This is a genomic window from Streptomyces sp. NPDC001157 (assembly GCF_053598255.1).
Genome location: NZ_JBSFJW010000015.1, coordinates 159,849 through 182,771 on the forward strand (window position 1 = coordinate 159,849; position 22,923 = coordinate 182,771).

A 22,923-nucleotide genomic window follows, 5' to 3' on the forward strand; every position below is an offset into this window, starting at 1 on the left:
CTCAGGGGCCCGGACAGCAACCGTTTTCGCTTCACGGACCGTTCACGGGTGAGGTCAGCCGGTCACCTGATAGGTGGCCGACGCCTGTTCGTACAACCTCGTCACCTCGTCCCGCTGCGACTCGGGACCGCGCACCTGCACGATGTGGTACCGCCCGTCGATGAGCATCGCGAGGTTGCGCACATACAGGTCGTTGCCGCTGCTGTCGGTCCAGGTGAACTGCCCCTCGGCCATGGTCCGGGTCCCCACCGTGACGGTGCGCAGCCCGGTCGCGGTAGCCCAGCTGGAGCTGCGGTACGGCTGCAACTCGTGCTCCGTGTCCCGCTGGTACGCCATCGGGTCGCTGCCGTAGGTGACCGCGCCGTCGCGTCCCTTCACGACGATGAGCTCGAAGTCGCCGTGCGAGTACACGACCTGGTTCCAGCTGTTCTTTCCGGCCCGGGACCAGCCCTTGGCCACGGCGATTTGGAAGCCCTCCGGGTCCTTGCGCAGCGTGAAACCGTCCGCGACGGCGGGCCCGCTGGTCTGGCTCTCGGTCGCGGTCGCCGAATTCGAGGGGCTGTCCTCGGACTTGGGCGAGGTCTGGTCGGGGCGTGGCTGGCTGCTCGCCCCCTTGTCCGACTGCTCGGGGGCGGGGCTGACCTCCCCCGCACTGCCGGTACGGTCGCTGCCCGCCGCGCCCTTGTCTCCGGCCTTCGGCATGAAGAGCACGGCGTACGCGACCGCCGCGGCCAGCAGGAGCAGGATCAGCACCAGCAGGGTCCGGCCGAGGCTGCGCGGCGAACGCGCCTGCTCCTTGGCCCGCTTGTGCCGTCCGTGCGCGCTCGTCGCGGGCAGCCCGGCACGTCGCCTGCGCACCAGCTCGCCCCGCCGCCGTACGATCGGCAGCCGGTTCGGGTCGGCAGGGGGCGCCGCGATGACATGCGTACCGGCGTCGGGCTCGGGAGCGGACCGCACGAGGGACCGCAGCCAGCCCCTGAGCTCCTCGAAGTCCAGCCGCTCGGTCGGGTCCTGACGCAGCAACGACTCCACGACCGGCCGCAACGGCCCGCACTCCTCGGCGAAGGCGGGCGGCTCGGCGCACACCATCTGCACCAGCTCGGCCGTCGACTCCTCCGGATACGGCGCATGCCCCTGTACGGCCCTGAAGAGCAGCGCCCCGAGCGCCCACAGGTCGGTCGCGGGTCCGATGGGGGCCGCCAGCTGCCAGTTCTCGTGCACGGGCCCGGCCTGCTCCGGCGCCCACCGCTCGGTCACGGGCCCCACCACGGCCATCCGCGCCTGCCTGGCCCGCTCGGCGGCGAGCGGTGTGGCGGGACCGCGCGGGGCGGGGGTGCCGGCCACGAGGTCGTCCCAGCGGCTGGGGGGCGTGGCGCCGGGCGGGGGCGGGACGGGAGGGTGGGGGCCGGGTGCCGGAACGCCCGTCGGGGGAGCCTTGTCGAGGCGGGGCGCAGGAAAGCCGGAGGTCGAGGGAGCACTGGGGCCGGGGGATGTGCCGGGCTGCGCCGCGTAGGTGCCGCCGTTGCCGTAGGGGCCTGCGCCGGCATACGAGCCGCCGTCGCCCGGCGGGAGTGCCGTACGACCGCCCTGGCCCGCGAGACCGGCCGCGTCACTGCTCTCGACGGCCGGTGCCCCACCGACTCCGCTCCGGGGCGCGGCCCCGTGCCAGGCGCTCACGCCGTACGGGTCGGCGATCTGCCCCGGAGGGGTCATGGTGCGCGGCGAGGCCTCGACGCCGTCGCCGGCCGTATGCGTCTGTGCCGTGCCGTTGGCCTGCGCGGCGGGACCGCCCTCGGGCGCGGTACGGGCACCGGGCAGCGCCGCCCGCCCGCTCTGCTGCGCCTCCTGAACCCTGGCCGCGGCCCGGGCGCCCGCCCGGTACGCGGCGATCGCCCCGGCCCGCGCGGCCCGGATGTCCCCGCCGCTCTCCAGGGCCTTGGGCGCGTTCGCCCCCGGCGTCCCCGTCCCGTTCGCCGGGTCCGCGCCGGCGCTCGGCAGCCCCCCGGCCGTACGGGCCCGGATGGCGGCACGCCGGGCGGCCTCGGGGTCGGCTTCTCCGGGACTGCCCTGAGTGCTCTGGAATCCAGTGGGGTCCTGGACACTGTGTGCACCCTGGATACCGGGCCGACCTGGGCCGCCCTGCCCGCCCGGCTCACCCGGGGAACCGCCCGCGGGTCCGAACGCACCGCCCTCGTCACCCTCCGGAGCCGGCACCGGGTCGTACCCGCACAGCGCCTCCTCCGCCGCCCCGACCGCGAGCCCGGTCAGCATCACCCGGCCGTCGTCACAGACCAGTACCGTACGGGCCGTGATGTTCCGGTGCACCCAGCCATGGGCGTGCAGCACACGCAGCGCCATGAGGACGTCGGAGGCCACTTCGGCCGCCCGATACGGCGTGAGCGGTTTCTCGGCGAGCAGGGCCGCGAGCGGCCGCGCCGAGACCAACTCGCTGACGATCCACAGCGAACCGCCCTCGGCGAACACGTCGAAGACCTGGTCGAGCCGTGGATGGTCGGGTATCTGCGCCGCGGCCTGCGCGGCCTCGACCGCCCGCCGAACCGCCGGATCGGTGGGCCGCCGCACCCCGGTGCGCGCCGCGGGCCGCCCGCTCCCCCGCTGCCGCGGGTCACGCGCCGTGAAACCGTCCGGCAGCCCCTCCGCGTCAAGCACCTCCGCCTCGACGACTTCGGGCAACGGCACTTGCCTGACCAGGACTTCCTGGCCGCTGTAGGTGTCGAAGGCGCGGGTGTCGGTGAGTTCGTACTCGTCGGCGGGTGGCAGCGGCAGGCGGTAGCGGTCGGCAAGAACCCGTCCCGCATAGTCGTCCACGTTGCCTCCCCCGGCCGCCCGGTTGGTCAATTCCGTTCGCCTTGCGCCCCGTTCCGAACCCATACCTGGATGCGTACGGTCCGCAAACACTCACGATACGTGCCGGAGGCAACCCGCAATGAGGGGATGCCAGATCTCACGGTCCAAACACGGGTTCGGTCACCTCACGACTTGGGTTCGAATGTCTTCGCGAGGGTGTTCCAGGTGTCCCTACGCAGGTCACTGTCCCAGTTCGCGGCTTTCGCCGTGTACATCAGCGCATATCCGAGATGGTCGTTGACGACGAACCCGCGGTCGATCGTCCGGTACTCCGTCCCGCTCTCCACATAGGTGAACTCCCAGTCGGCGGTGTTCCAGCCGCGGTAGTCCACCTGCTCTATCCGGATCTTCTGGTACTGCGAGCGCGTCATGTAGCGCTCCTGGTTCTTCCAGTCGGCCACCGGGTCGCCCTTGGGTGTGGACGTCCAGGCGACGAGCAGCTTCTGCCCGTCGGGCCCGGTGAACCGGTCCCCGGCGGCACTCGCCGACTCGTACTTCCACCCCTTGGGCAGCCCTATCGAGTACCCCTGGCTCCCCTTGTGCGTCGTCTCCACCGCGCTGTCGCCCCCGGACGACCCGCCCACTCCCGCACCGCTGCCGCCGGACGCGGTCGGGCTGTTGCTGGGGGTGGCGCCGTCCTTCGACGCGGACTGCGAGTCGCCTCCGTCCGCAGGGGTGCCGCCGCTCGAGTCCTCCTTGGTACGGGCACCTGCGGACGCGCTGGCCACGGCCTTCCCGCCGCTGTGCTTGCTGCCGTTCGAGCTCTTGCCGTCGCCGCCGCCGAGTGTGAAGGCCAGCACGGTCCCGATCACGGCGAGCACGACCACCACCGCGATGATCACCAGCGTCCGCTTCGGCACCACGTCGGTGAGCGGCGCCCTCGGCACGGGCCGCGGCGGCAGGTCCGGCGGCGGCACGACCGGCCATCCCGAACTGCGCCCACCGGCCTGCGCATTCGCCCCCTGCGCCCCGCTCTCCCGGCCCCCGGAGGCTGCACCGGCCGACGAGGCCGAGGCACCCACGGAACCCGAGGCCGCCGCTGAACCGGAACCGGCAGAGGCACCGGAAGACGCCTTGGCTCCCGAAGCCGCCGACGAGGCCGAGGACTGCACCGGAGCCGACGGCGACGCGGCGGCCCGTGGCGCCGGAGGCACCGCAGGCATCGGAGTCGTCGGAGCGGGCGGGGCCTCAGGAGCAGGAGGTGCCGGCGGAGCCGAAGAACCAGCCGCACCCGGCGCCCCGGTCCCGGCCGCCCCGGCGGACTTGGTGCCGCCGGACGCCGAATCGCCCGTACCGCCGGCCGACTTGCCGCGGGCCGCAGCCGCCGAACCGGCCGCCGCTCCCGCCGCCACGGCAGCCTTCCGCACGGAACGCAGCGCCCCGCGCAGCTTCTCCGCGGCCTCCTCGCCCCGCTTGCCGCCGGAGCCGCCCGAACTCCCCTTGCCCTTGGACCCGTCGGGCTGCACCGGCAACGGCACCACCCGCGTCGCGTCCATCGGCGGCTCCGGCTCGGACTCCTTCGCCTCGGGCGCGTGGATCACTCGGTTGAGCATCGCCCGCGCACGCGCGTCGTCGAGCCGCTTGGCGGGATCCTTGGTCAGCAGGCCGTAGATGACGTCCCTCAGCGGCCCCGCGTTCTTCGGCTCCTCCATCGGCTCGGTCATCACCGCGGTGAGGGTGGCGATCGCGGAGCCCTTGTCGTACGGCGGCACTCCTTCGACCGCCGCGTACAGCAGTCCGCCGAGCGACCACAGGTCGGCCGCGGGGCCCGGCTTGTGTCCGCGGGCCCGCTCCGGGGAGATGTAGGAGGGGGCGCCGACGAGCATGCCGGTCGAGGTGATGGACGGGTCGCCCTCGACCTGGGCGATACCGAAGTCGGTGAGCACGACCCGGTCGGTGTCGGACTCCAGCAGGACGTTGGACGGCTTCACGTCACGGTGCAGGATGCCCTCGCGGTGCGCCGAGCGCAGCACGTCGAGGATCGCCAGCCCGACCTCGGCCGCCCGCCTGGGCTCCAGCAGGCCGTCCTCCCGGATGACCTCGGCGAGCGACTTGCCCTCGACGAGCTCCATCACGATCCACGGCCGGTCGTCCTCCTCGACCACGTCGAAGACCGTCACCGCGCTGTTGTTGCGGATCCGCGCGATCGCCTTGGCCTCGCGCAGCGTCCGCGTGATCAGCCGGCGCTTCTCGTCCTCGTCGATGTTCGACGGGAACCGCAGCTCCTTGACGGCGACCGTCCGGCCCAGGGTCTCGTCCTCGGCCCGCCACACCGTGCCCATGCCGCCGCGGCCGAGCACCCTCCCCAGCCGGTACCGCCCGGCGAGAAGACGCTCGCTGTTGTCCTGACGAGTGTCCTGACGAGATGTCCCCGCCCGCTCCGCCTCCGACATGCGTCCCCTCATGCAACCCGCCCTGACAGAGCCTCCATTGTCCCTCACCCGACAAGTGCCCGACGCCCAGGGTGCCCGTGGCACCGTACGAGGAGCCCGTGCACCCGGGACTCTGCCCGACGGCGCGTCGCGCCACCCTGGATGATGGGCCGCGACAAGGGAGAACCTCGCGATGCCGCCGCTCAGGACGCTACCGGCCGCGCCCGTGTCCCTTGTCCTCCTCACCTTCCGACACCCGCCATGCCCGGACCGACCGCGGCGTCACCCGTGCCGACCACTTCCGCGCCGGCAGCATCATGAAGACCTTCATCGCGACGGTCGCGCTGCGGAGCCGGCACAACGGCCGCACGATGACCCTGCTCTCCCCTCGTCAAGCCGTACGCATCGCTCTCACCCACCCCCCGGCCGCTACTCGTACTCGAACACCGACCACGTGGTGCTCGGCATGGTCATCCAGCAGGTCACCGGCCACTCGTACGCCACCGGCGGAACCGACGTCACCGAACCCGACCCGCGGTGGCCGGGGCCGCGGGCGAGCTGGTGACCACACTCGCCGACCTGGACCGCTTCTACGCGGCCCTGCCGGGCGGCGAACTGCTGCCCTCGCGCCGGCTGCGCGAGATGCGCGACACCGCACCGCACACGGCCTGTACGGCATGGGCCTGATTCCCGAGAAACTGCCGTGCGGCATCACGGTGTGGGGACACAACGGACGCATCACCGGCAGCTACGTGCGCACCGCAGCCACCGTCGACGGCCGGCGTGTCCTCACCTACCGCGTGAACACGACAGCGATCGCAGAACCCGGCCTCGAACCGGCCCTGCTCGCCGCCGAGTTCTGCCCTCGCACTCCGTAGAACGGCCGGGTTCCGAACGAAGATCCCGGATCCCGCCACTCGTTCGAGTGATCTGCGGACGCCTGCATGCCCGGACTCCCGGACTCCCGGCTTCCTACAACGGCACGATGTCGGGCGCCCCCAACCGCGCCGCGTCCGCCGTCAGGTCGTCCGGCTGCCGCTGCGACTCCCGCTCGGCCTCCACCCGCTTCTCGTAGTGCTCGATCTCGCGCTCGATCTGGTCCTTGTCCCAGCCGAGCACCGGTGCCATGAGCTCGGCCGCCTCCCGTGCGCTGCGCGTCCCCCGGTCGAAGGTCTCGATGGAGATGCGGGTGCGCCGGGTCAGCACGTCGTCCAGGTGCCGGGCGCCCTCGTGCGAGGCGGCGTACACGACCTCGGCGCGCAGATAGTCGTCGGCGGCGTGCAGCGGCTCCCCGAGGGAGGCGTCTGCGACGACGAGGTCGAGGACCTCCTCCGCCATCGACCCGTACCGGTTCAACAGATGCTCCACGCGCACCACATGAAGACCCGTCCGCGCCGCGATCCGCGCCCGCGCGTTCCACAGCGCCCGGTACCCCTCGGCCCCCAGCAGCGGCACGTCCTCCGTCACGCACTCGGCGACCCGCATGTCGAGGCCGTGGACCGCCTCGTCCACCGCGTCCTTGGCCATCACCCGGTACGTCGTGTACTTGCCGCCCGCCACCACGACAAGGCCGGGCACGGGATGCGCGACGGTGTGCTCGCGCGACAGCTTGCTGGTGGCCTCCGACTCGCCGGCCAGCAGCGGGCGCAGCCCCGCGTACACGCCCTGCACGTCGTCCCGCGTCAGCGGCACCGCGAGGACCGAGTTCACATGCTCCAGCAGGTAGTCGATGTCCGCGCTGGACGCGGCCGGGTGCGCCTTGTCGAGGTCCCAGTCGGTGTCCGTGGTGCCGACGATCCAGTGCCGGCCCCAGGGGATGACGAACAGCACGGACTTCTCGGTGCGCAGGATCAGTCCCGACGAGGAGCTGATGCGGTCCTTCGGTACGACCAGGTGGATGCCCTTGGACGCCCGCACGTGGAACTGGCCGCGCTCGCCCACCATCGCCTGGGTGTCGTCGGTCCACACGCCGGTCGCGTTGACGATCTGCTTGGCGCGGATCTCGTACTCGCCGCCCCCCTCGACGTCCTGCACGCGCGCGCCGACGACGCGTTCGCCCTCCCGCAGGAAGCCCGTCACCCGTGCGCGGTTGGCGGTCCTCGCGCCGTAGGCCGCCGCCGTGCGCACCAGGGTGGCCACATAGCGCGCGTCGTCCATCTGGGCGTCGTAGTACTGCAGGGCCCCGACCAGCGCGTCCTTCTTCAAGGCGGGTGCCACTCGCAGGGCGTGGCGGCGGGTCAGATGGCGGTGCGTGGGCAGGCCGCGGCCGTGTCCGCGGGCCATCGACATCGCGTCGTAGAGCGCGACGCCCGAACCGGCGTACAGGCGCTCCCAGCCCTTGTGCTGCAGCGGGTAGAGGAACGGCACCGGCTTCACCAGGTGCGGGGCGAGCCGCTCCAGCAGCAGGCCGCGCTCCTTCAGCGCCTCCCGGACGAGCGCGAAGTCGAGCATCTCCAGATAGCGCAGTCCGCCGTGGATCAGCTTGCTGGACCTGCTGGAGGTGCCCGACGCCCAGTCACGCGCCTCGACCAGGCCCGTGGACAGACCGCGCGTCACGGCGTCCAGGGCGGTGCCTGCGCCGACCACGCCGCCGCCCACCACCAGCACGTCCAGCTCGCGCTCGGCCATTCCCGCCAGTGACTCGGCTCGCTGCGCCGGCCCCAGTGTCGCTGTCCTCACCGCTGCCTCCCGCTATCAGTAGCGTCGGCCGCACCCGTCGGGCGAAGCCCGGTTCCTATCCCCCCATGCCCAAATTCTGACCGGCTTGCCCGACTTCAGCCACCAGTCGCCCCCAGCCTGTGGACAACATTCCCGAGACCTGCGGAAAACACGGACAACCAATCCCGCAAATCGGTCATATTTACTCCTAGTGTGACATTGCACTTCGCCTGTCCTGTCCACAGGACTTGCGCACCTGCCCCGCTTCGGTTACTGGGAGGACGGCCCACCCCATGCCCGCAGATCTCGCCGTCATCGGACTCGGCCCCTTCGGCCTGCCCCTGGCCCAGGCAGCCGTCGCGGCCGGCATCCCCACACTCGGCTATCGGACCGGGCCCGAGCAGGGCTCCCTCAGCCCCGCCGAACTGCGCCGGATGCTCTCGGGGGGCTTCCGGCACGCCACCAGCCCCGCCGAGCTCGGCCGCGTCCGCACCGCGGTCATCTGCGTGCCGACCCCGCGCGGCGCCGACGGCAAGCTCGACCTCGGCCAGGTGGAGGCAGCCGCCCGCGCCCTGGCCGCGCAGCTGCGCCCGCACACCACGGTCATCCTGGAGTCGCCCGTCCCCCCGGGCACCACGGAGGAGTTCCTGTGCCCCCTCCTGGAGGAGGGCTCCGGCCTGCAGGCGGGCCGCGACTTCCACCTCGCCTACTCCCCCAGCCGGGTCGACCCCGGCAACCGCGCCTTCACCCCGGCCAACATCCCCAAGGTGATCGGCGGCCTCACCTCAGCCTGCACCGAGTCCGCCGCCGCGTTCTACGGCCGCCTCACCGACAAGGTGGTACGCGCCCGTGGACTGCGCGAGGCGGAGACCGTGCAACTCCTGGAGACCAACTTCCGGCACGTCAACATCGCGCTCGTCAACGAGATGGCCGTCCTCTGCAACCACCTCGGAGTCGACGTCTGGGACGTCATCCGCTGCGCGGAGACCAAACCGTTCGGCTTCGAGGCCTTCCGCCCCGGCCCCGGCGTCGGCGGCCACGCCGTCCCCCAGGACCTGACCGGCCTCCCCGGCCGCACCCTGCGCATGGTCGAACTGGCCCAGCAGGTCAACAGCCAGATGCCCCGTTACGTCGTCCAGCGCGCCGCAGCCCTCCTCAACGAGCACGGCAAGTCGGCGCGGGGCGCACGCGTGCTGCTCCTCGGCGTCACCTACAAGCCGGACCTCGCCGACCAACAGGGCACCACCGCCCCGGAGATCGCCGTCCGCCTGATGGAACTGGGCGCCTCGATCAGCTACCACGACCCGCACGTCCCGTCCTGGAGCGTCCAGGGCCGCCCGGTCCCGCGCGCGGACGCCCTGTACGAGGCCGCGGCCGAGGCCGATCTGACGATCCTGCTCCAGCAGCACCGGACGTACGACCTCCAAGGCCTGTCGGTGAAGGCGCAGTTGCTGCTGGACACGCGCGGAGCCGTGCCGACAGGGGCCGCCCACCGCCTCTGAGCGCATATTCGCGTCGCCATCCGCTCGTTCCATCCCGTGGGGGGATCTCTGTCATGAGCCAGTCAGCTCCAACGCCGCCGCAGCAGCCCCAGCAGGCCGACGGCACTCCGGAGGCCCCGTAGCCGGACGCGGCACCGCAGCCTCCGGCGCCGGACGTTCCGTACGCGCCCGCTCCGGTGCCCGCTCCCGTGAAGAACAACATCGGGCTCGGTCTGGGCGCCGCGTTCGCTGCCGCCGTCGTCGTCGCCGGTGTCTACGGCGTGATCATCGGCCTGACCAAGCACGAGATCGGGTGGGCGGCGGTCGGCGTCGGCTTCCTGATCGGCCTCGCCGCGGGCCGGCTCGGCGGCCGCAACCCGGTCCTGCCGGTCGCGAGCGCGGTCCTGTCCCTGGCCGCCGTCTACCTCGGCCAGCTGGTGGGCGAGGCCATGCTCATCGCGGACCAGGTCAAGGTCGGCTTCAACGAGGTCTTCTTCCAGCACCTCAGCGTGGTCCAGGAGGCCTGGAAGGCGGACGCCGACCCGCTGACGTTCGTGTTCTTCGCGATCGCCGCGTATGTGGCGTTCACGGGGGCCAAGAAGGCGGCGGTCTGACGCTGCCGGTGCGGGGCGGTGCGGCGCGTCGGTTGTGAAGGGGGGCGCGCGGGCGCGGAGGGCTCCGGGGCTGGTGGCATGCGGGGCGCGGCGCGGGTACCTTACGGAGACAGGTGGGGTCGGTCGCAGCGGCTACTGCGGCAGGCTCGTGGATGGATCCCGAGTGTCCGCCCCTGGTTTCCGCAGGGACGGCCGCTCACCATCACACCCACTAGGTGGAGCCCGCCGCAGATGGCACTGCGGCAGGCTCCTGGATGGTTCACGGAGTGTCCGCCCCTAAGTTGCCTGGGGGCGGCCGCTCACCATCCGAAAATCCGCAAGATCCACCTCCTCCGGCACTTCACCGTCCACAGACGGATCCGGTCCCAGCGAGTGGGCTTGCGGTGACGTCCCATGGGCGCCCCCTTCCACGAGGCCGCCCAGTGCCCGGTGGACGGTCCGTTGGAAATCGGGCCGGGCCCCGAGGAGCGGGGTCCGGAACCAAGTCCTTGGAAGGGGGCGCTCCAGCAACCTGGGGCGCCGACACGGACGTTATCGCCCTCGGCCCGGCTGACCAGCCCGTATCCGCCCCGATCACAACCGCACGCCCCCGCACCACCCCACGCGCCCCGCGCAAGCCCAGGGCATACGAAGGGGGCCGGTCACCCCACCAGGTGACCGGCCCCCTTTACGCCGTAAGCCCTACCGCTTGTGCTGCGAGTCCGCCACCGTCACCTCGACCCGCTGGAACTCCTTCAGCTCGCTGTACCCGGTCGTGGCCATCGCCCGCCGCAGCGCACCGAAGAGGTTCATGGAGCCGTCAGGGGTGTGCGACGGGCCGGTCAGCACCTCCTCGATGGTGCCGACCGTGCCGAGGTCGACCTTCTTGCCGCGCGGCAGCTCCTCGTTGACGGCCTCCATGCCCCAGTGGTTGCCCTTGCCGGGCGCGTCCGTCGCGCGGGCGAGCGGGGAGCCCATCATCACGGCGTCCGCGCCGCAGGCGATCGCCTTCGGCAGGTCGCCGGACCAGCCGACGCCGCCGTCGGCGATCACGTGCACGTACCGGCCGCCGGACTCGTCCATGTAGTCACGGCGGGCCGCCGCCACGTCCGCGACCGCGGTCGCCATCGGGACCTGGATGCCCAGCACGTTGCGCGTGGTGTGCGCGGCGCCGCCGCCGAAGCCGACGAGCACGCCCGCCGCGCCCGTGCGCATCAGGTGCAGGGCCGCCGTGTAGGTGGCGCAGCCGCCGACGATCACCGGGACGTCCAGCTCGTAGATGAACTGCTTCAGGTTCAGCGGCTCGTGCGAGCCGGAGACGTGCTCCGCGGAGACCGTCGTACCGCGGATGACGAAGATGTCCACGCCCGCGTCCACGACCGCCTTGGAGAACTGCGCCGTGCGCTGCGGGGAGAGCGCGGCGGCGGTGACCACGCCGGAGTCGCGCACCTCCTTCAGGCGCGCGCCGATCAGCTCCTCCTTGATGGGAGCGGCGTAGATCTCCTGGAGCCGGCGCGTGGCCCGCTCCGCGTCGAGGCCGACGATCTCGTCGAGCAGCGGCTGCGGGTCCTCGTACCTCGTCCACAGGCCTTCGAGGTTCAGCACGCCGAGGCCGCCGAGCTCGCCGATACGGATCGCGGTGGCCGGGGAGACCACGGAGTCCATGGGGGCGGCCAGGAACGGCAGCTCGAAGCGGTAGGCGTCGATCTGCCAGGCGATCGAGACCTCCTTCGGGTCCCGGGTACGGCGGCTGGGGACGACGGCGATGTCGTCGAAGGCGTACGCCCGGCGGCCGCGCTTGCCGCGCCCGATCTCGATCTCAGTCACGTCTGTGGCCTTTCCCTGATGCGTTGCAGCGTCTTCCAGTATCGCCGACGGGTACGACAAGGGCGGCCCCGGTGCTTCCGGGACCGCCCTTGAAGGAGCCTGCTGACCGCTTGTGCGACTACTTGCGGCTGTAGTTCGGTGCCTCGACCGTCATCTGGATGTCGTGCGGGTGGCTCTCCTTGAGACCCGCGGAGGTGATCCGCACGAAGCGGCCCTTGGTCTCCATCTCCTCGATGGTGGCGGCGCCCACGTAGCCCATGGTCTGGCGCAGACCGCCGACGAGCTGGTGCAGCACGTTGGCGAGCGGGCCGCGGTAGGGCACCTGGCCCTCGATGCCCTCGGGCACGAGCTTGTCGTCGGAGGCGACCTCGCCCTGGAAGTAGCGGTCCTTCGAGTACGACTTCGCCTGGCCACGGGACTGCATGGCACCGAGCGAGCCCATGCCGCGGTACGACTTGAACTGCTTGCCGTTGATGAAGAGCAGCTCGCCGGGCGACTCCTCGCAGCCCGCGAGCAGCGAGCCGAGCATCACCGTGTCGGCGCCGGCCGCGAGGGCCTTGCCGATGTCGCCGGAGTACTGCAGACCGCCGTCGCCGATCAGCGGGATGCCCGCCGGACGGGCCGCGAGGGAGGCCTCGTAGATGGCGGTGACCTGCGGGACGCCGATGCCGGCGACCACTCGGGTCGTACAGATGGAGCCGGGGCCCACGCCCACCTTGATGCCGTCGACACCTGCGTCGATGAGGGCCTGCGCGCCGTCGCGGGTGGCGACGTTGCCGCCGATCACGTCGACGGAGACGCTCGACTTGATCTTCGACATCCAGCTCAGCGCGTTGCTGTTGTGGCCGTGCGAGGTGTCGACGACCAGGAAGTCCACACCGGCCTCGGCGAGCGCCTGGGCGCGCTCCAGGGCCTCGGGGCTGGCGCCCACGGCGGCACCGACGAGCAACCGGCCCTCGGCGTCCTTGGCGGCGTTCGGGTACTTCTCGGCCTTGACGAAGTCCTTGACCGTGATGAGGCCCTTGAGGATGCCCGCCTCGTCGACCAGGGGAAGCTTCTCGATCTTGTGGCGGCGCAGCAGCTCCATGGCGTCCACACCGGAGATGCCGACCTTGCCGGTGACCAGCGGCATGGGCGTCATGACCTCGCGCACCTGGCGGCTGCGGTCGGACTCGAAGGCCATGTCACGGTTGGTGACGATGCCGAGCAGCTTGCCGGCCGGGTCGGTGACGGGGACACCGCTGATGCGGAACTTGGCGCACAGGGCGTCCGCGTCGGCGAGCGTCGCCTCCGGGTGCACCGTGATGGGGTCGGTGACCATGCCGGACTCGGACCGCTTGACCAGGTCGACCTGGTTGACCTGGTCCTCCACGGACAGGTTGCGGTGCAGCACGCCGACGCCGCCGAGGCGGGCCATCGCGATCGCCATCCGGGACTCGGTCACCTTGTCCATCGCCGCGGAGAGCAGCGGGATGTTGACCTTGACGTTGCGGGAGATGCGGGACGAGGTGTCGACCGCGTTGGGGAGCACCTCGGACGCTCCCGGCAGCAGCAGCACGTCGTCGTAGGTCAGCCCGAGTGTCGCGAATTTACCGGGCACTCCGTCGACGTTCGCAGTCATGACACCTTCCCCAAATGGCCTTGATCGGTGCGGATGTCCATGCTAACGGGAAGCACGGCTCTCGAATTCCACGGTTCCGCATGACTCTGGGCTTCGTATGTTCGTACGGAATTGTCGAGAGACCTGTTCAAGGAAGGCGCTTCGGCAGTGGGGTCACTGCTCCGCGAGCGCCCTGAGCCGGCTCAGTGCCCGGTGCTGTGCGACCCGCACCGCTCCGGGTGACATTCCCAACATCTGTCCGGTCTCCTCGGCCGTGAGACCCACCGCGATCCGCAGCAGAAGCAGCTCGCGCTGGTTCTCCGGCAGGTTGGCCAGCAGTTTCTTGGCCCATTCGGCGTCGCTGCTGAGCAGCGCCCGCTCCTCCGGGCCGAGCGAGTCGTCCGGCCGCTCCGGCATCTCGTCGGACGGGACCGCCGTCGACCCCGGGTGCCGCATCGCCGCCCGCTGCAGGTCCGCGACCTTGTGCGCGGCGATGGCGAAGACGAACGCCTCGAAGGGCCGGCCGGTGTCCTTGTAGCGCGGCAGCGCGAGGAGGACGGCGACGCAGACCTCCTGCGCGAGGTCCTCCACGAAGTGCCGGGCATCACCGGGCAGACGCGACAGACGGGTGCGGCAGTAGCGCAGCGCCAGGGGGTGGACATGGGCCAGCAGGTCGTGTGTGGCCTGCTCGTCCCCGTCCACGGCGCGATGGACGAGTGCACCGATCGCCCCTGCGGCACTCGCCGCCTCGTCGTCGCGCATCGGTCCATGGTGCCTTGCGGCCGCGCGGGCCGTGGCACCGTGTCCGATGTTGTGCACCGAAGCGTTATGAGCAGGTGCGCCGGAACTCATCCCTTGCGCCCTCCCCTTCCGCTCGACCGACTCGTCCCCGAGAGACTCCACACCTCAAGGATGCGGCATCCGCGCCGAAACGAGCATCGGGCACCCGGCGGGTCCTCTTGCCAAGCGGCTGCGAGGGGGTGCGGGTGCCGTTCCCCGCGCACCACGGCAGCGGTCGGCGCCGAGGCCAGTGCGCGCTCCCGACATGCCGGACGAAGGCCCTCGCAGCACAGCTGCCAGGGCCTTTGACCGATGCAACGAAGGACGCGCGTGCCGGACGGGGTGCGGGCGTGCCCGAAATTCCTCGGGGTCCCTCGGCCCCACCCACCTTGCGGTGGGCGGGTTCTCGAACCCCCGCTGCAACACACCCGACCGGCCTAGCGAACCAGGCCCCAGCGGAAGCCGAGCGCCACCGCGTGCGCCCGGTCCGAGGCGCCGAGCTTCTTGAAGAGCCGCCGGGCGTGCGTCTTGACGGTGTCCTCGGAGAGGAACAGCTCGCGGCCGATCTCCGCGTTGGAGCGGCCGTGGCTCATGCCCTCCAGGACCTGGATCTCACGCGCGGTGAGCGTGGGCGCGGCGCCCATCTCGGCGGAGCGCAGTCGGCGCGGGGCCAGCCGCCAGGTCGGGTCGGCGAGCGCCTGGGTGACGGTCGCGCGCAACTCCGCGCGCGAAGCGTCCTTGTGCAGATAGCCGCGGGCACCCGCGGCGACCGCGAGGGCCACGCCGTCCAGGTCCTCGGCGACGGTGAGCATGATGATGCGCGCGCCGGGGTCGGCGGACAGCAGCCGGCGCACGGTCTCGACGCCGCCCAGTCCGGGCATGCGTACGTCCATCAGAATCAGGTCCGAACGGTCGGCGCCCCAGCGGCGGAGGACTTCCTCGCCGTTGGCCGCGGTCGTCACGCGCTCGACGCCGGGCACGGTCGCGACCGCGCGGCGGAGCGCCTCTCGGGCAAGCGGGGAGTCGTCGCAGACGAGGACGGATGTCATGGCCGCCCTCCGCAGCTGATGCACGTCACCTTGAGCCTCCAGGCTGGTACGAAATCGTCACCTGTGCGGTCGACCGTCTCGGACGCCTGCCCGAGCACTTGTTGCTTCAACCGCCTCCGCACTCTCAACGATGGTCACTCGAAAGAGTTACGGGGCCGTGTGCCATCTTCGGCACTCTACGTGAGGGCACGGACACGGTGCAGACATGCAGGGCGGACCCTCAACGTTTCATCACAACCCATGCCCCATTTAGCCCTTTTTCTTCCCATCTACTGGTGTCTGAGGCTAGATTCGCAATGAGTCATATTTTCATCTCCTTAGATCGTAGATATACGGTCGTGGGCACCGTATCCGCTCAGAACGGCTACAAGGGGTCACGCAATGGCAGATTTCTCCCGCCTTCCCGGACCGAACGCGGACCTGTGGGACTGGCAGCTTCTGGCCGCCTGCCGCGGGGTGGACAGCTCGCTCTTCTTTCATCCGGAGGGTGAGCGCGGTGCGGCCCGGAGCGCTCGCGAGAACTCGGCCAAGGAGGTCTGTATGAGGTGCCCGGTGCGCGCGCAGTGCGCGGCGCACGCGCTGGCGGTGAGAGAGCCGTACGGCGTGTGGGGCGGCCTGACCGAGGACGAACGCGAGGAGCTCATGGGACGGGCACGCAACCGGCTGGTGGCGGCGGCGACTGGCGGGGACGGCGGCTCGAACGCCTGAACTCGAACACCTGAAGGAACGTTTCTTCATCCCTCTGCGATGGGCACGCGCACGCGTGCCCATCATTTTTGCCGGCGGGCGGCCGCCCGCCCGAGGTGCTCCAGGGTCGCCGCGACGGCGGGCACCTGTGCCAGGTCGGGCAGTGTCAGCGCCACGATCTCCCGCCGCACTGCCGGCTCCAGCGTCAGCACGCGCGCGTGCCGCGGCCGTACCGACTCGATGGCGAGCTGCGGCAGCACCGCGACGCCGAGGCCCGCGCCGACCAGGCCGACGACGGCCGGATAGTCGTCGGTGGCGAAGTCGATGCGCGGCGTGAACCCCGCGCTCTCGCACACCTCGACCAACTGCCCCCGGCAGCGCGGGCATCCGGCGATCCACGGCTCGTGCGCGAGGTCCCCGATGGACACGGCCGAGGCCTGTGCGAGCGGGTGCCGCTCGGGCACGAGCCCGACGAGCCGGTCGCTCAGCAGCGGTCGTACGACGAGGTCGCCCCACTCCTCCGCGCCCGCCGCCGGTTGGTAGCGGAAGGCCAGCGCCACATCGCAGTCGCCTTCGCGCAGCAGCTCGACGGAGGCGGGCGGTTCGGCCTCCTCCAGGGAGACCCGGGTGCCGGGATGCGCGGCGCGCAGGGCCGCGAGGGCGGTGGGCACGAGCGTCGAGCTGCCGCTCGGGAACGAGACGAGCCGTACGCGTCCGGCGCGCAGCCCCGCGATGGCGGCCACCTCCTCCTCCGCCGCCGTGAGCCCGGCCAGGATCCCCGAGGCATGCCGCACCAGCGCCTCACCGGCCTGGGTCAACCGCATCTCGCGCCCGCCACGGACGAGCAGCGGCGTGCCGACAGACGCCTCCAGGGCCTTCATCTGCTGACTGACGGCGGGCTGCGTACAGCCCAGTTCGCGCCCCGCGGCCGAGAAGGAGCCGGTGGCGGCGACGGCGCGCAGGACACGCAGATGGCGGGCTTCGATCACCGTTCGAGGATAAGCGAGGCTTTGATGGTGCGCCGAATAATGCGTCGCCGCTTTGAGGAGTCGTCGCCTACCGTGCAGCCATGAAGCTTCTGTCGGTGAATCTCGGCCGTGCGAAAGCCGTGCCGTACACGGACAACCCCGAGGGTCTGACCGGTATAGACAAGCGTCCGGTGGACGGGCCGGTGCGGGTGGCCGCGCCCGGGCCGAAGGGCATCGGCGGGAGCGGGCTGGCGGGGGACGCGGTGTGCAAGAGACAGCACCACGGTGGGAACGACCAGGCCGTGTACGCGATGGCGCGCGAGGACCTGGACGACTGGGAGCGCGAGCTGGCGCGCCCGCTGGCCAACGGCTCCTTCGGCGAGAACCTCACGACCGAGGGCCTGGACATCTCGGGCGCGCTGATCGGCGAGCGCTGGCGCGTGGGCCCGGAAGTGGTCCTGGAGGTGACCTGCGGCCGGATTCCCTGCGGTACCTTCCAGGGCCATCTGGGTGAGCAGGGGTGGGTGAAGCGGTTCACGCGGAAGGGTGCGCCGGGTGCGTACCTGCGAGTGATCGAGCCGGGCGAGATACGGTCCGGCGACCCGATCGAGATCGTGCACCGGCCGGAGCACGAGGTGACGGTGGCACTGCAGTTCCGCGCGTCGACGACGGAGCGGGAGCTGCTGCCGCGCCTGCTGCCCGCCGGGGCGGCGCTGCATCCCGAGAGCCTTGCGGCGGCGCGGAAGTACCTGGAGACGTACGGCTCCTGACATGCCCTCTACTCGGCGCCGCACCCAGGAGCTTCACTGTCGTCGGGCCCTGTGCAGAGATCGGATCCCCACAGTCCGGGTCACTACCCTTGGGCCATGACAACGGCTCTGATTACGGGATCGACCGCGGGCATCGGCGCCGCGTTCGCGCGGCGGCTGTCGGCCGACGGGCACAACCTGGTGCTCGTCGCCCGCGACACCAAGCGATTGCAGGAACAGGCGACCGAACTGCACGACCGGCACGGCATCGAGGCGGAGGTGCTCACCGCCGACCTCGCCACCGACGAGGGCATCGAAGCCGTCGCCACGCGCCTGGCCGACCGCAAGAACCCCGTCGACCTGCTGATCAACAACGCCGGCTTCGGCAACAAGGGCCGTTTCCTCGATGTGGCGATGGCCGACGAACTGACGATGCTCAAGGTGCACTGCGAGGCGGTGCTGCGCCTCACGGCGGCGGCGACCGAGGCGATGCGCGAGCGCGGCCGCGGCGGGGTCGTCAACGTCGCGTCCGTGGCCGCCTTCGTGCCGCGCGGCACGTACGGCGCCTCCAAGGCGTGGGTCGTGCAGTTCACGCAGGGGGCGGCGAAGGACCTGGCGGGCAGTGGCGTGCGGTTGATGGCGCTGTGCCCGGGGTTCGTGCGGACCGAGTTCCATCAGCGGGCCGGGATGGGCACGGACAACATCCCGGGGTGGATGTGGCTCGATGCCGACAAGCTGGTGTCGGCGGCGCTGTCGGATCTGGCGCGCGGGAAGTCGCTCTCCATTCCGGATGCGCGGTACAAGGCGCTGATGGGGATCGTGAAGGTGACGCCCCGGGGGCTGCTGGGCGGGATCACCTCCCGGACCGGGCGCAAGTACGGGCCGCAGTAGCCTCCCGGCGTCAAGGGGCGCCGCGGAGCCCCGGTGGGAGAATGGTGCTGTTACAGAGGTTCGCCTCGCGAGCTTCGCGTCGGCCACCTCTGTTGACCTGCTTTTCTGCTGGGGGTCCGGGGGCCCGCGGCGAAGCCGCTGAGGTCACAGCCCCCGGAACAGTGCAGTAACCGGACCCCGGGGACCGGAGGCGAGACCATGACCTTCGTTCAGATCATCGACTGCAAGACCAGCCGGTTCGACGACATCAACCGGCTGATGGACACGTGGGTCGAACAGACCAAGGGGAAGCGGACCGCGACGCACAGTGTGATCGGCAAGGACCGGTCGGACGCGTCGCACTTCATCGAGATCGTGGAGTTCCCGTCGTACGAGGAGGCGATGCGGAACTCCAACCTGCCCGAGACCGACAAGATCTTCCGCGAGATGGTGGCTCTCTGTGACGAGATGCCGACCTTCACCGACCTGGACGTCGTACGCGACGAGCAGCTGAACACGGACACCTCGCGGCGGTTCTTCCAGACGATCGCCGCACCGGGCGAGCTGGCTCCGCTCGACGACATGGTCGCCGAGAACTACCACGACCACGATCCCGCCAACGAGCAGGACACCATCGGCATGGACGCGCTGCGGCGCGAGGTCGAGATGTGGCGCGGGGCCTTCGACTTCACGTTCACCCTCGACGACCAGTTCGCCCAGGGCGACCGGGTGTGCAACCGGTGGACCTGGAACGCCACCCAGAAGGCCGAGTTCATGGGGATCCCGTCGACCGGGAAGCAGGTCACCATGACCGGCACGACCATTCACCGCTACGGCGAGCACGAGAAGATCGTCGAGGCCTGGTGGGAGTACGACCGGCTGGGGCTGATGGCGCAACTGGGCGCGCTGGAGGGTCTGGAGCAGTAGGAGGGACAGCAGGAGGACGGCGAAAGGCCCGGCACCCCAAGGGTGCCGGGCCTTCGCTGCGACTACTGACCGATGTCAGTGGGCGTGGGCGTGGCCGTGGCCGTGGCCCGCGGCGGCCGGCTCTTCCTCTTCCTTCTTCTCGACGACCAGGGTCTCGGTCGTCAGCAGGAGGGAGGCGATGGAGGCGGCGTTCTCCAGGGCGGAGCGGGTGACCTTGACCGGGTCGATGACGCCGGCCTTGACCAGGTCGCCGTACTCGCCGGTGGCGGCGTTGAAGCCCTGGCCCTTCTCGAGCTCGGCGACCTTGGAGGTGATGACGTAGCCCTCCAGGCCGGCGTTCTCGGCGATCCAGCGCAGCGGCTCGACGACCGCGCGGCGGACGACGGCGACACCGGTGGCCTCGTCGCCGGTCTTGCCGAGGGAGCCCTCGAGCACCTTGGCGGCGTGGACCAGCGCGGAACCACCACCGGAGACGATGCCCTCCTCGACCGCGGCGCGGGTCGCGGAGATGGCGTCCTCCAGACGGTGCTTCTTCTCCTTCAGCTCCACCTCGGTGGCGGCGCCGACCTTGATCACGCACACGCCGCCGGCCAGCTTCGCGAGGCGCTCCTGGAGCTTCTCGCGGTCCCAGTCGGAGTCCGTGTTCTCGATCTCGGCCTTGATCTGGGCGACGCGGCCCACGACGTCCTCGGAGTTGCCGGCGCCGTCGACGAGGGTCGTGTCGTCCTTGGTGACCGTGACGCGGCGGGCGGAGCCGAGCACGTCCAGGCCGACCTGGTCGAGCTTGAGGCCGACCTCCTCGGAGATGACGGTGGCACCGGTGAGGATCGCCATGTCCTGCAGCATCGCCTTGCGGCGGTCGCCGAAGCCCGGGGCCTTCACCGCGACGGCGTTGAAGGTGCCGCGGATCTTGTTGACGACCAGGGTGGAGAGGGCCTCGCCCTCGACGTCCTCGGCGATGATCAGCAGCGGCTTGGAGGAGTTGGTCTGGATGACCTTCTCCAGCAGCGGCAGCAGGTCGGCGATCGAGGCGATCTTGCCCTGGTTGATCAGGATGTACGGGTCCTCGAGGACGGCCTCCATGCGCTCCTGGTCCGTCACGAAGTACGGCGACAGGTAGCCCTTGTCGAAGGCCATGCCCTCGGTGAAGTCCAGCTCCAGACCGAAGGTGTTGGACTCCTCGACGGTGATGACACCGTCCTTGCCGACCTTGTCCATCGCCTCGGCGATGAGCTCGCCGACCTGCTGGTCCTGCGCGGACAGCGCGGCCACGGCGGCGATGTCGGACTTCTCGTCGATCGGGCGGGCGGTGGCGAGGAGGTCCTCGGACACGGCCGCCACGGCCGCGTCGATGCCCTTCTTCAGCAGCGCCGGGGAGGCGCCCGCGGCGACGTTCTTCAGACCCTCGCGCACCAGCGCCTGGGCGAGCACGGTGGCGGTGGTGGTGCCGTCACCAGCGATGTCGTTGGTCTTGGTCGCCACCTCCTTCACCAGCTGCGCGCCGAGGTTCTCGTACGGGTCCTCGACCTCGACCTCACGGGCGATGGTGACGCCGTCGTTGGTGATGGTGGGCGCGCCGAACTTCTTGTCGATGACGACGTTGCGGCCCTTGGGGCCGATCGTCACCTTGACCGTGTCGGCCAGCTTGTTGACGCCGCGCTCGAGGGCGCGACGGGCGTCCTCGTCGAACTTCAGGATCTTCGCCATGACAGCGGGAGCCCTCTCGGAAATCTGTGGGTGAAAAAGGCACTGCGCCCCGGGCGCCCGGCTTCTTATGTGGTCGCGGGGGCCAGGGGCGCAGCGTCAAGCAATGTGCTTCTCGAGGAAGCGGGTGAACTACTTCTCGATGATCGCGAGCACGTCGCGAGCCGAGAGGACGAGGTACTCCTCGCCGTTGTACTTCACCTCGGTGCCGCCGTACTTGCTGTACAGCACGATGTCGCCGGTCTTGACGTCGAGCGGCAGGCGCTCGCCGTTCTCGAAGCGGCCCGGGCCCACGGCCAGGACGACGCCCTCCTGGGGCTTCTCCTTGGCGGTGTCCGGGATGACCAGGCCAGAGGCCGTGGTCTGCTCGGCGTCCAGCGGCTGGACCACGATGCGGTCCTCGAGCGGCTTGATGGCAACCTTGGAGCTGGCGGTCGTCACGATCCGACCTCCCCCTTCGGAGATCTCACGGGGTTAACTGTCTGAGGTGGCGACCAGGTGGATCCGTCGTCGCGGGTGCCGGACCTGCCCGTCGCGTAGTTGGCACTCTCCAGTGGGGAGTGCCAGAGCCGAGACTATGACCGTGATTAGCACTCGGTCAAGCGGACTGCTAATGCCTGCGGCGCGTCGGCGGGGTTTTCGGTCGGCCGGGGGGCTGTGAACGTCCTGGGGGCTGCCGCCCCCAGGCCCCCGCTATCGGCCTGAACGGCCTCGTCCTCAAACTCCCCCGCTCTCGGCTTCGCTCGAGCGGGGGGACTTCCATGACGGGCTGGGGTTGCCGCCCGGGGCTTCGAATGTCCCGGCCGCCAGGTCCCTCGGGCTCACAGGTAGTCCTCCAGGCGGGCCACCGCGTAGCCGTCGGCCGTGACCCTGTTCAGGAAGCGGCGCATGTCGTCGACCATCGTGCCGTTCCACTCGTCACGGCCGCGGAAGTGGGTGAGGACGATGTCGCCGGGGTGCAGGTCCCGGTCGTCCTCGCGGTACTCCCAGTGGTCGACGAAGACCTCCTCGTCCCAGATGGGCGCGTACTTGATGCCGCAGGACCTGGCGGCGCGCAGGGTGTCCTGGTTGTAGTTGCCGAAGGGTGGGCGGAAGACGGTCGGGGCCTTGCCGAACTGCCTCTTCATGATCGCCTGCATGCCGCAGATCTCGTGCTTCTGCTCCCGGTACGACAGCGCCGGAAGGTACGGGTGGGTGAGGGTGTGGTTGTTGAGGGTCACCCCCTCGGACTGCATCCGGCGGAAGTAGGCGTAGTCGTCCTTGATCAGGAAGTCGCTGAGGAAGGCCGAGTACGGGATCTTCAGGTCGCTCATCATCCGCAGGAACGCCGGGTCCTTCTCGGCTCCGTCGTCGATGGTCAGGAAGACGACCTTCTGCCTGGTGGGGACGGTCGTGAAGACGGGCGGGAGCCTCAGCTCCTCCTGGTCGTCCACCTCGAAGCCCCTGCGGGCCTTGATCCTCGGCTTCTTCACGGGTGGGGGCGGAGCCGTCAGCGGGACCCTCGCCAGGTCCCAGTGGCGCGCCGCGGCAGCGCGGGCGATGTACGCGCTGCGCAGCTTCGTGGCGTACGAGTCGAGGGCGCGGGCCGGGGGCGCATGCAGGGGCTGCTCCTGGCCGGGGGCCGGGCGCACCGGCGGGCCGCCGAACTGTGCACAGCCCGAGGCGATGGCCGCGACGGCGAGCACGGCGATGCCACCGCGGAGCCATGTCACCCCATAAGCGCGATTCTTATCGTTTTGTACTACTGCTCGCATGGTGCCGGATCATCGCAGGCCACTGCCCGGATCCCG

General features: G+C 70.7%; 17 protein-coding genes and 1 pseudogene. 7 read left to right on the forward strand and 11 right to left on the reverse strand.

Annotated features, from left to right (window positions below):
• Window positions 1-54: 54 nt before the first annotated feature.
• Entirely contained in the window at window positions 55-2,829 is a 2,775-nt protein-coding gene (locus ACWDAG_RS25680) for a protein kinase (protein WP_450697911.1), read from the reverse strand.
• Window positions 2,830-2,993: 164 nt separating this feature from the next.
• On the reverse strand, window positions 2,994-5,261 hold the full coding sequence (locus ACWDAG_RS25685) for a serine/threonine-protein kinase (RefSeq protein ID WP_450697938.1): 2,268 nt from the start codon (window positions 5,259-5,261) through the stop codon (window positions 2,994-2,996).
• Window positions 5,262-5,398: 137 nt separating this feature from the next.
• Here ACWDAG_RS25685 and ACWDAG_RS25690 point away from each other — a divergent pair.
• Window positions 5,399-6,118, forward strand: a pseudogene (locus ACWDAG_RS25690) (hypothetical protein).
• 94 nt (window positions 6,119-6,212) lie between these two features.
• Here the strand turns inward: ACWDAG_RS25690 and ACWDAG_RS25695 are convergent.
• Entirely contained in the window at window positions 6,213-7,919 is a 1,707-nt protein-coding gene (locus tag ACWDAG_RS25695; RefSeq protein WP_450697912.1) for a glycerol-3-phosphate dehydrogenase/oxidase, read from the reverse strand.
• Between the two features lie 272 nt (window positions 7,920-8,191).
• Here ACWDAG_RS25695 and ACWDAG_RS25700 point away from each other — a divergent pair, with 272 nt between their 5' ends.
• The gene (locus ACWDAG_RS25700; protein ID WP_450697913.1) at window positions 8,192-9,400 is read left to right on the forward strand and encodes a nucleotide sugar dehydrogenase; all 1,209 of its coding nucleotides are present in this window, start codon (window positions 8,192-8,194) and stop codon (window positions 9,398-9,400) included.
• 188 nt (window positions 9,401-9,588) lie between these two features.
• On the forward strand, window positions 9,589-9,993 hold the full coding sequence (locus ACWDAG_RS25705) for a hypothetical protein (protein ID WP_450697914.1): 405 nt from the start codon (window positions 9,589-9,591) through the stop codon (window positions 9,991-9,993).
• Between the two features lie 681 nt (window positions 9,994-10,674).
• Here the strand turns inward: ACWDAG_RS25705 and ACWDAG_RS25710 are convergent.
• The 4 genes from ACWDAG_RS25710 to ACWDAG_RS25725 form a co-directional block, all read right to left on the reverse strand.
• Window positions 10,675-11,799 carry a GuaB3 family IMP dehydrogenase-related protein gene (locus ACWDAG_RS25710; protein ID WP_450697915.1) on the reverse strand — a complete coding sequence of 375 codons (1,125 nt, stop codon included), beginning with the start codon at window positions 11,797-11,799 and terminating at the stop codon, window positions 10,675-10,677.
• A gap of 118 nt (window positions 11,800-11,917) precedes the next feature.
• Window positions 11,918-13,420, reverse strand: coding sequence for an IMP dehydrogenase (gene guaB, locus ACWDAG_RS25715; protein ID WP_450697916.1), 1,503 nt, complete (start codon window positions 13,418-13,420; stop codon window positions 11,918-11,920).
• 153 nt (window positions 13,421-13,573) lie between these two features.
• A complete protein-coding gene (locus ACWDAG_RS25720) occupies window positions 13,574-14,161 on the reverse strand; it encodes a sigma-70 family RNA polymerase sigma factor (protein ID WP_030930346.1) in 588 nt (195 codons plus the stop codon).
• A gap of 455 nt (window positions 14,162-14,616) precedes the next feature.
• Window positions 14,617-15,228, reverse strand: a complete 612-nt coding sequence (locus ACWDAG_RS25725) for a response regulator transcription factor (protein ID WP_003948568.1) — start codon at window positions 15,226-15,228, stop codon at window positions 14,617-14,619.
• Between the two features lie 381 nt (window positions 15,229-15,609).
• Between ACWDAG_RS25725 and ACWDAG_RS25730 the strand changes: the two genes are divergently transcribed.
• The gene (locus ACWDAG_RS25730; RefSeq protein ID WP_450697917.1) at window positions 15,610-15,936 is read left to right on the forward strand and encodes a WhiB family transcriptional regulator; all 327 of its coding nucleotides are present in this window, start codon (window positions 15,610-15,612) and stop codon (window positions 15,934-15,936) included.
• Between the two features lie 62 nt (window positions 15,937-15,998).
• Here the strand turns inward: ACWDAG_RS25730 and ACWDAG_RS25735 are convergent, their stop codons facing one another.
• Window positions 15,999-16,904, reverse strand: coding sequence for a LysR family transcriptional regulator (locus ACWDAG_RS25735; RefSeq protein WP_450697918.1), 906 nt, complete (start codon window positions 16,902-16,904; stop codon window positions 15,999-16,001).
• Between the two features lie 80 nt (window positions 16,905-16,984).
• Between ACWDAG_RS25735 and ACWDAG_RS25740 the strand changes: the two genes are divergently transcribed.
• The 3 genes from ACWDAG_RS25740 (at window position 16,985) to ACWDAG_RS25750 (ending at window position 19,429) form a co-directional block, all read left to right on the forward strand.
• Entirely contained in the window at window positions 16,985-17,653 is a 669-nt protein-coding gene (locus ACWDAG_RS25740; RefSeq protein ID WP_450697919.1) for an MOSC domain-containing protein, read from the forward strand.
• 96 nt (window positions 17,654-17,749) lie between these two features.
• Window positions 17,750-18,523 carry an SDR family NAD(P)-dependent oxidoreductase gene (locus tag ACWDAG_RS25745; RefSeq protein ID WP_450697920.1) on the forward strand — a complete coding sequence of 258 codons (774 nt, stop codon included), beginning with the start codon at window positions 17,750-17,752 and terminating at the stop codon, window positions 18,521-18,523.
• Between the two features lie 198 nt (window positions 18,524-18,721).
• Window positions 18,722-19,429 (forward strand): ester cyclase, encoded by a 708-nt coding sequence (locus tag ACWDAG_RS25750; protein WP_450697921.1) that lies wholly within the window; start codon window positions 18,722-18,724, stop codon window positions 19,427-19,429.
• Window positions 19,430-19,504: 75 nt separating this feature from the next.
• Here ACWDAG_RS25750 and groL read toward each other — a convergent pair whose 3' ends face one another.
• The 3 genes from groL to ACWDAG_RS25765 form a co-directional block, all read right to left on the reverse strand.
• Entirely contained in the window at window positions 19,505-21,136 is a 1,632-nt protein-coding gene (groL, locus tag ACWDAG_RS25755; RefSeq protein WP_450697922.1) for a chaperonin GroEL, read from the reverse strand.
• Window positions 21,137-21,265: 129 nt separating this feature from the next.
• Window positions 21,266-21,574, reverse strand: coding sequence for a co-chaperone GroES (groES, locus tag ACWDAG_RS25760; protein ID WP_055493212.1), 309 nt, complete (start codon window positions 21,572-21,574; stop codon window positions 21,266-21,268).
• Between the two features lie 380 nt (window positions 21,575-21,954).
• Window positions 21,955-22,887: a polysaccharide deacetylase family protein gene (locus ACWDAG_RS25765; RefSeq protein WP_450697923.1), complete on the reverse strand. Its 933-nt coding sequence runs from the start codon at window positions 22,885-22,887 to the stop codon at window positions 21,955-21,957.
• Between the last annotated feature and the right edge of the window lie 36 nt (window positions 22,888-22,923).

Excerpts from the sequence above, each read along its gene's own strand:
- ACWDAG_RS25685 (WP_450697938.1), bottom strand. The coding sequence starts at position 5,261 with ATGTCGGAGGCGGAGCGGGCGGGGACATCTCGTCAGGACACTCGTCAG.
- ACWDAG_RS25700 (WP_450697913.1), top strand. The coding sequence starts at position 8,192 with ATGCCCGCAGATCTCGCCGTCATCGGACTCGGCCCCTTCGGCCTGCCC.
- guaB (WP_450697916.1), bottom strand. The coding sequence starts at position 13,420 with ATGACTGCGAACGTCGACGGAGTGCCCGGTAAATTCGCGACACTCGGG.
- ACWDAG_RS25720 (WP_030930346.1), bottom strand. The coding sequence starts at position 14,161 with ATGCGCGACGACGAGGCGGCGAGTGCCGCAGGGGCGATCGGTGCACTC.
- ACWDAG_RS25725 (WP_003948568.1), bottom strand. The coding sequence starts at position 15,228 with ATGACATCCGTCCTCGTCTGCGACGACTCCCCGCTTGCCCGAGAGGCG.
- ACWDAG_RS25730 (WP_450697917.1), top strand. The coding sequence starts at position 15,610 with ATGGCAGATTTCTCCCGCCTTCCCGGACCGAACGCGGACCTGTGGGAC.
- ACWDAG_RS25740 (WP_450697919.1), top strand. The coding sequence starts at position 16,985 with ATGAAGCTTCTGTCGGTGAATCTCGGCCGTGCGAAAGCCGTGCCGTAC.
- ACWDAG_RS25745 (WP_450697920.1), top strand. The coding sequence starts at position 17,750 with ATGACAACGGCTCTGATTACGGGATCGACCGCGGGCATCGGCGCCGCG.
- ACWDAG_RS25750 (WP_450697921.1), top strand. The coding sequence starts at position 18,722 with ATGACCTTCGTTCAGATCATCGACTGCAAGACCAGCCGGTTCGACGAC.
- groL (WP_450697922.1), bottom strand. The coding sequence starts at position 21,136 with ATGGCGAAGATCCTGAAGTTCGACGAGGACGCCCGTCGCGCCCTCGAG.
- ACWDAG_RS25765 (WP_450697923.1), bottom strand. The coding sequence starts at position 22,887 with ATGCGAGCAGTAGTACAAAACGATAAGAATCGCGCTTATGGGGTGACA.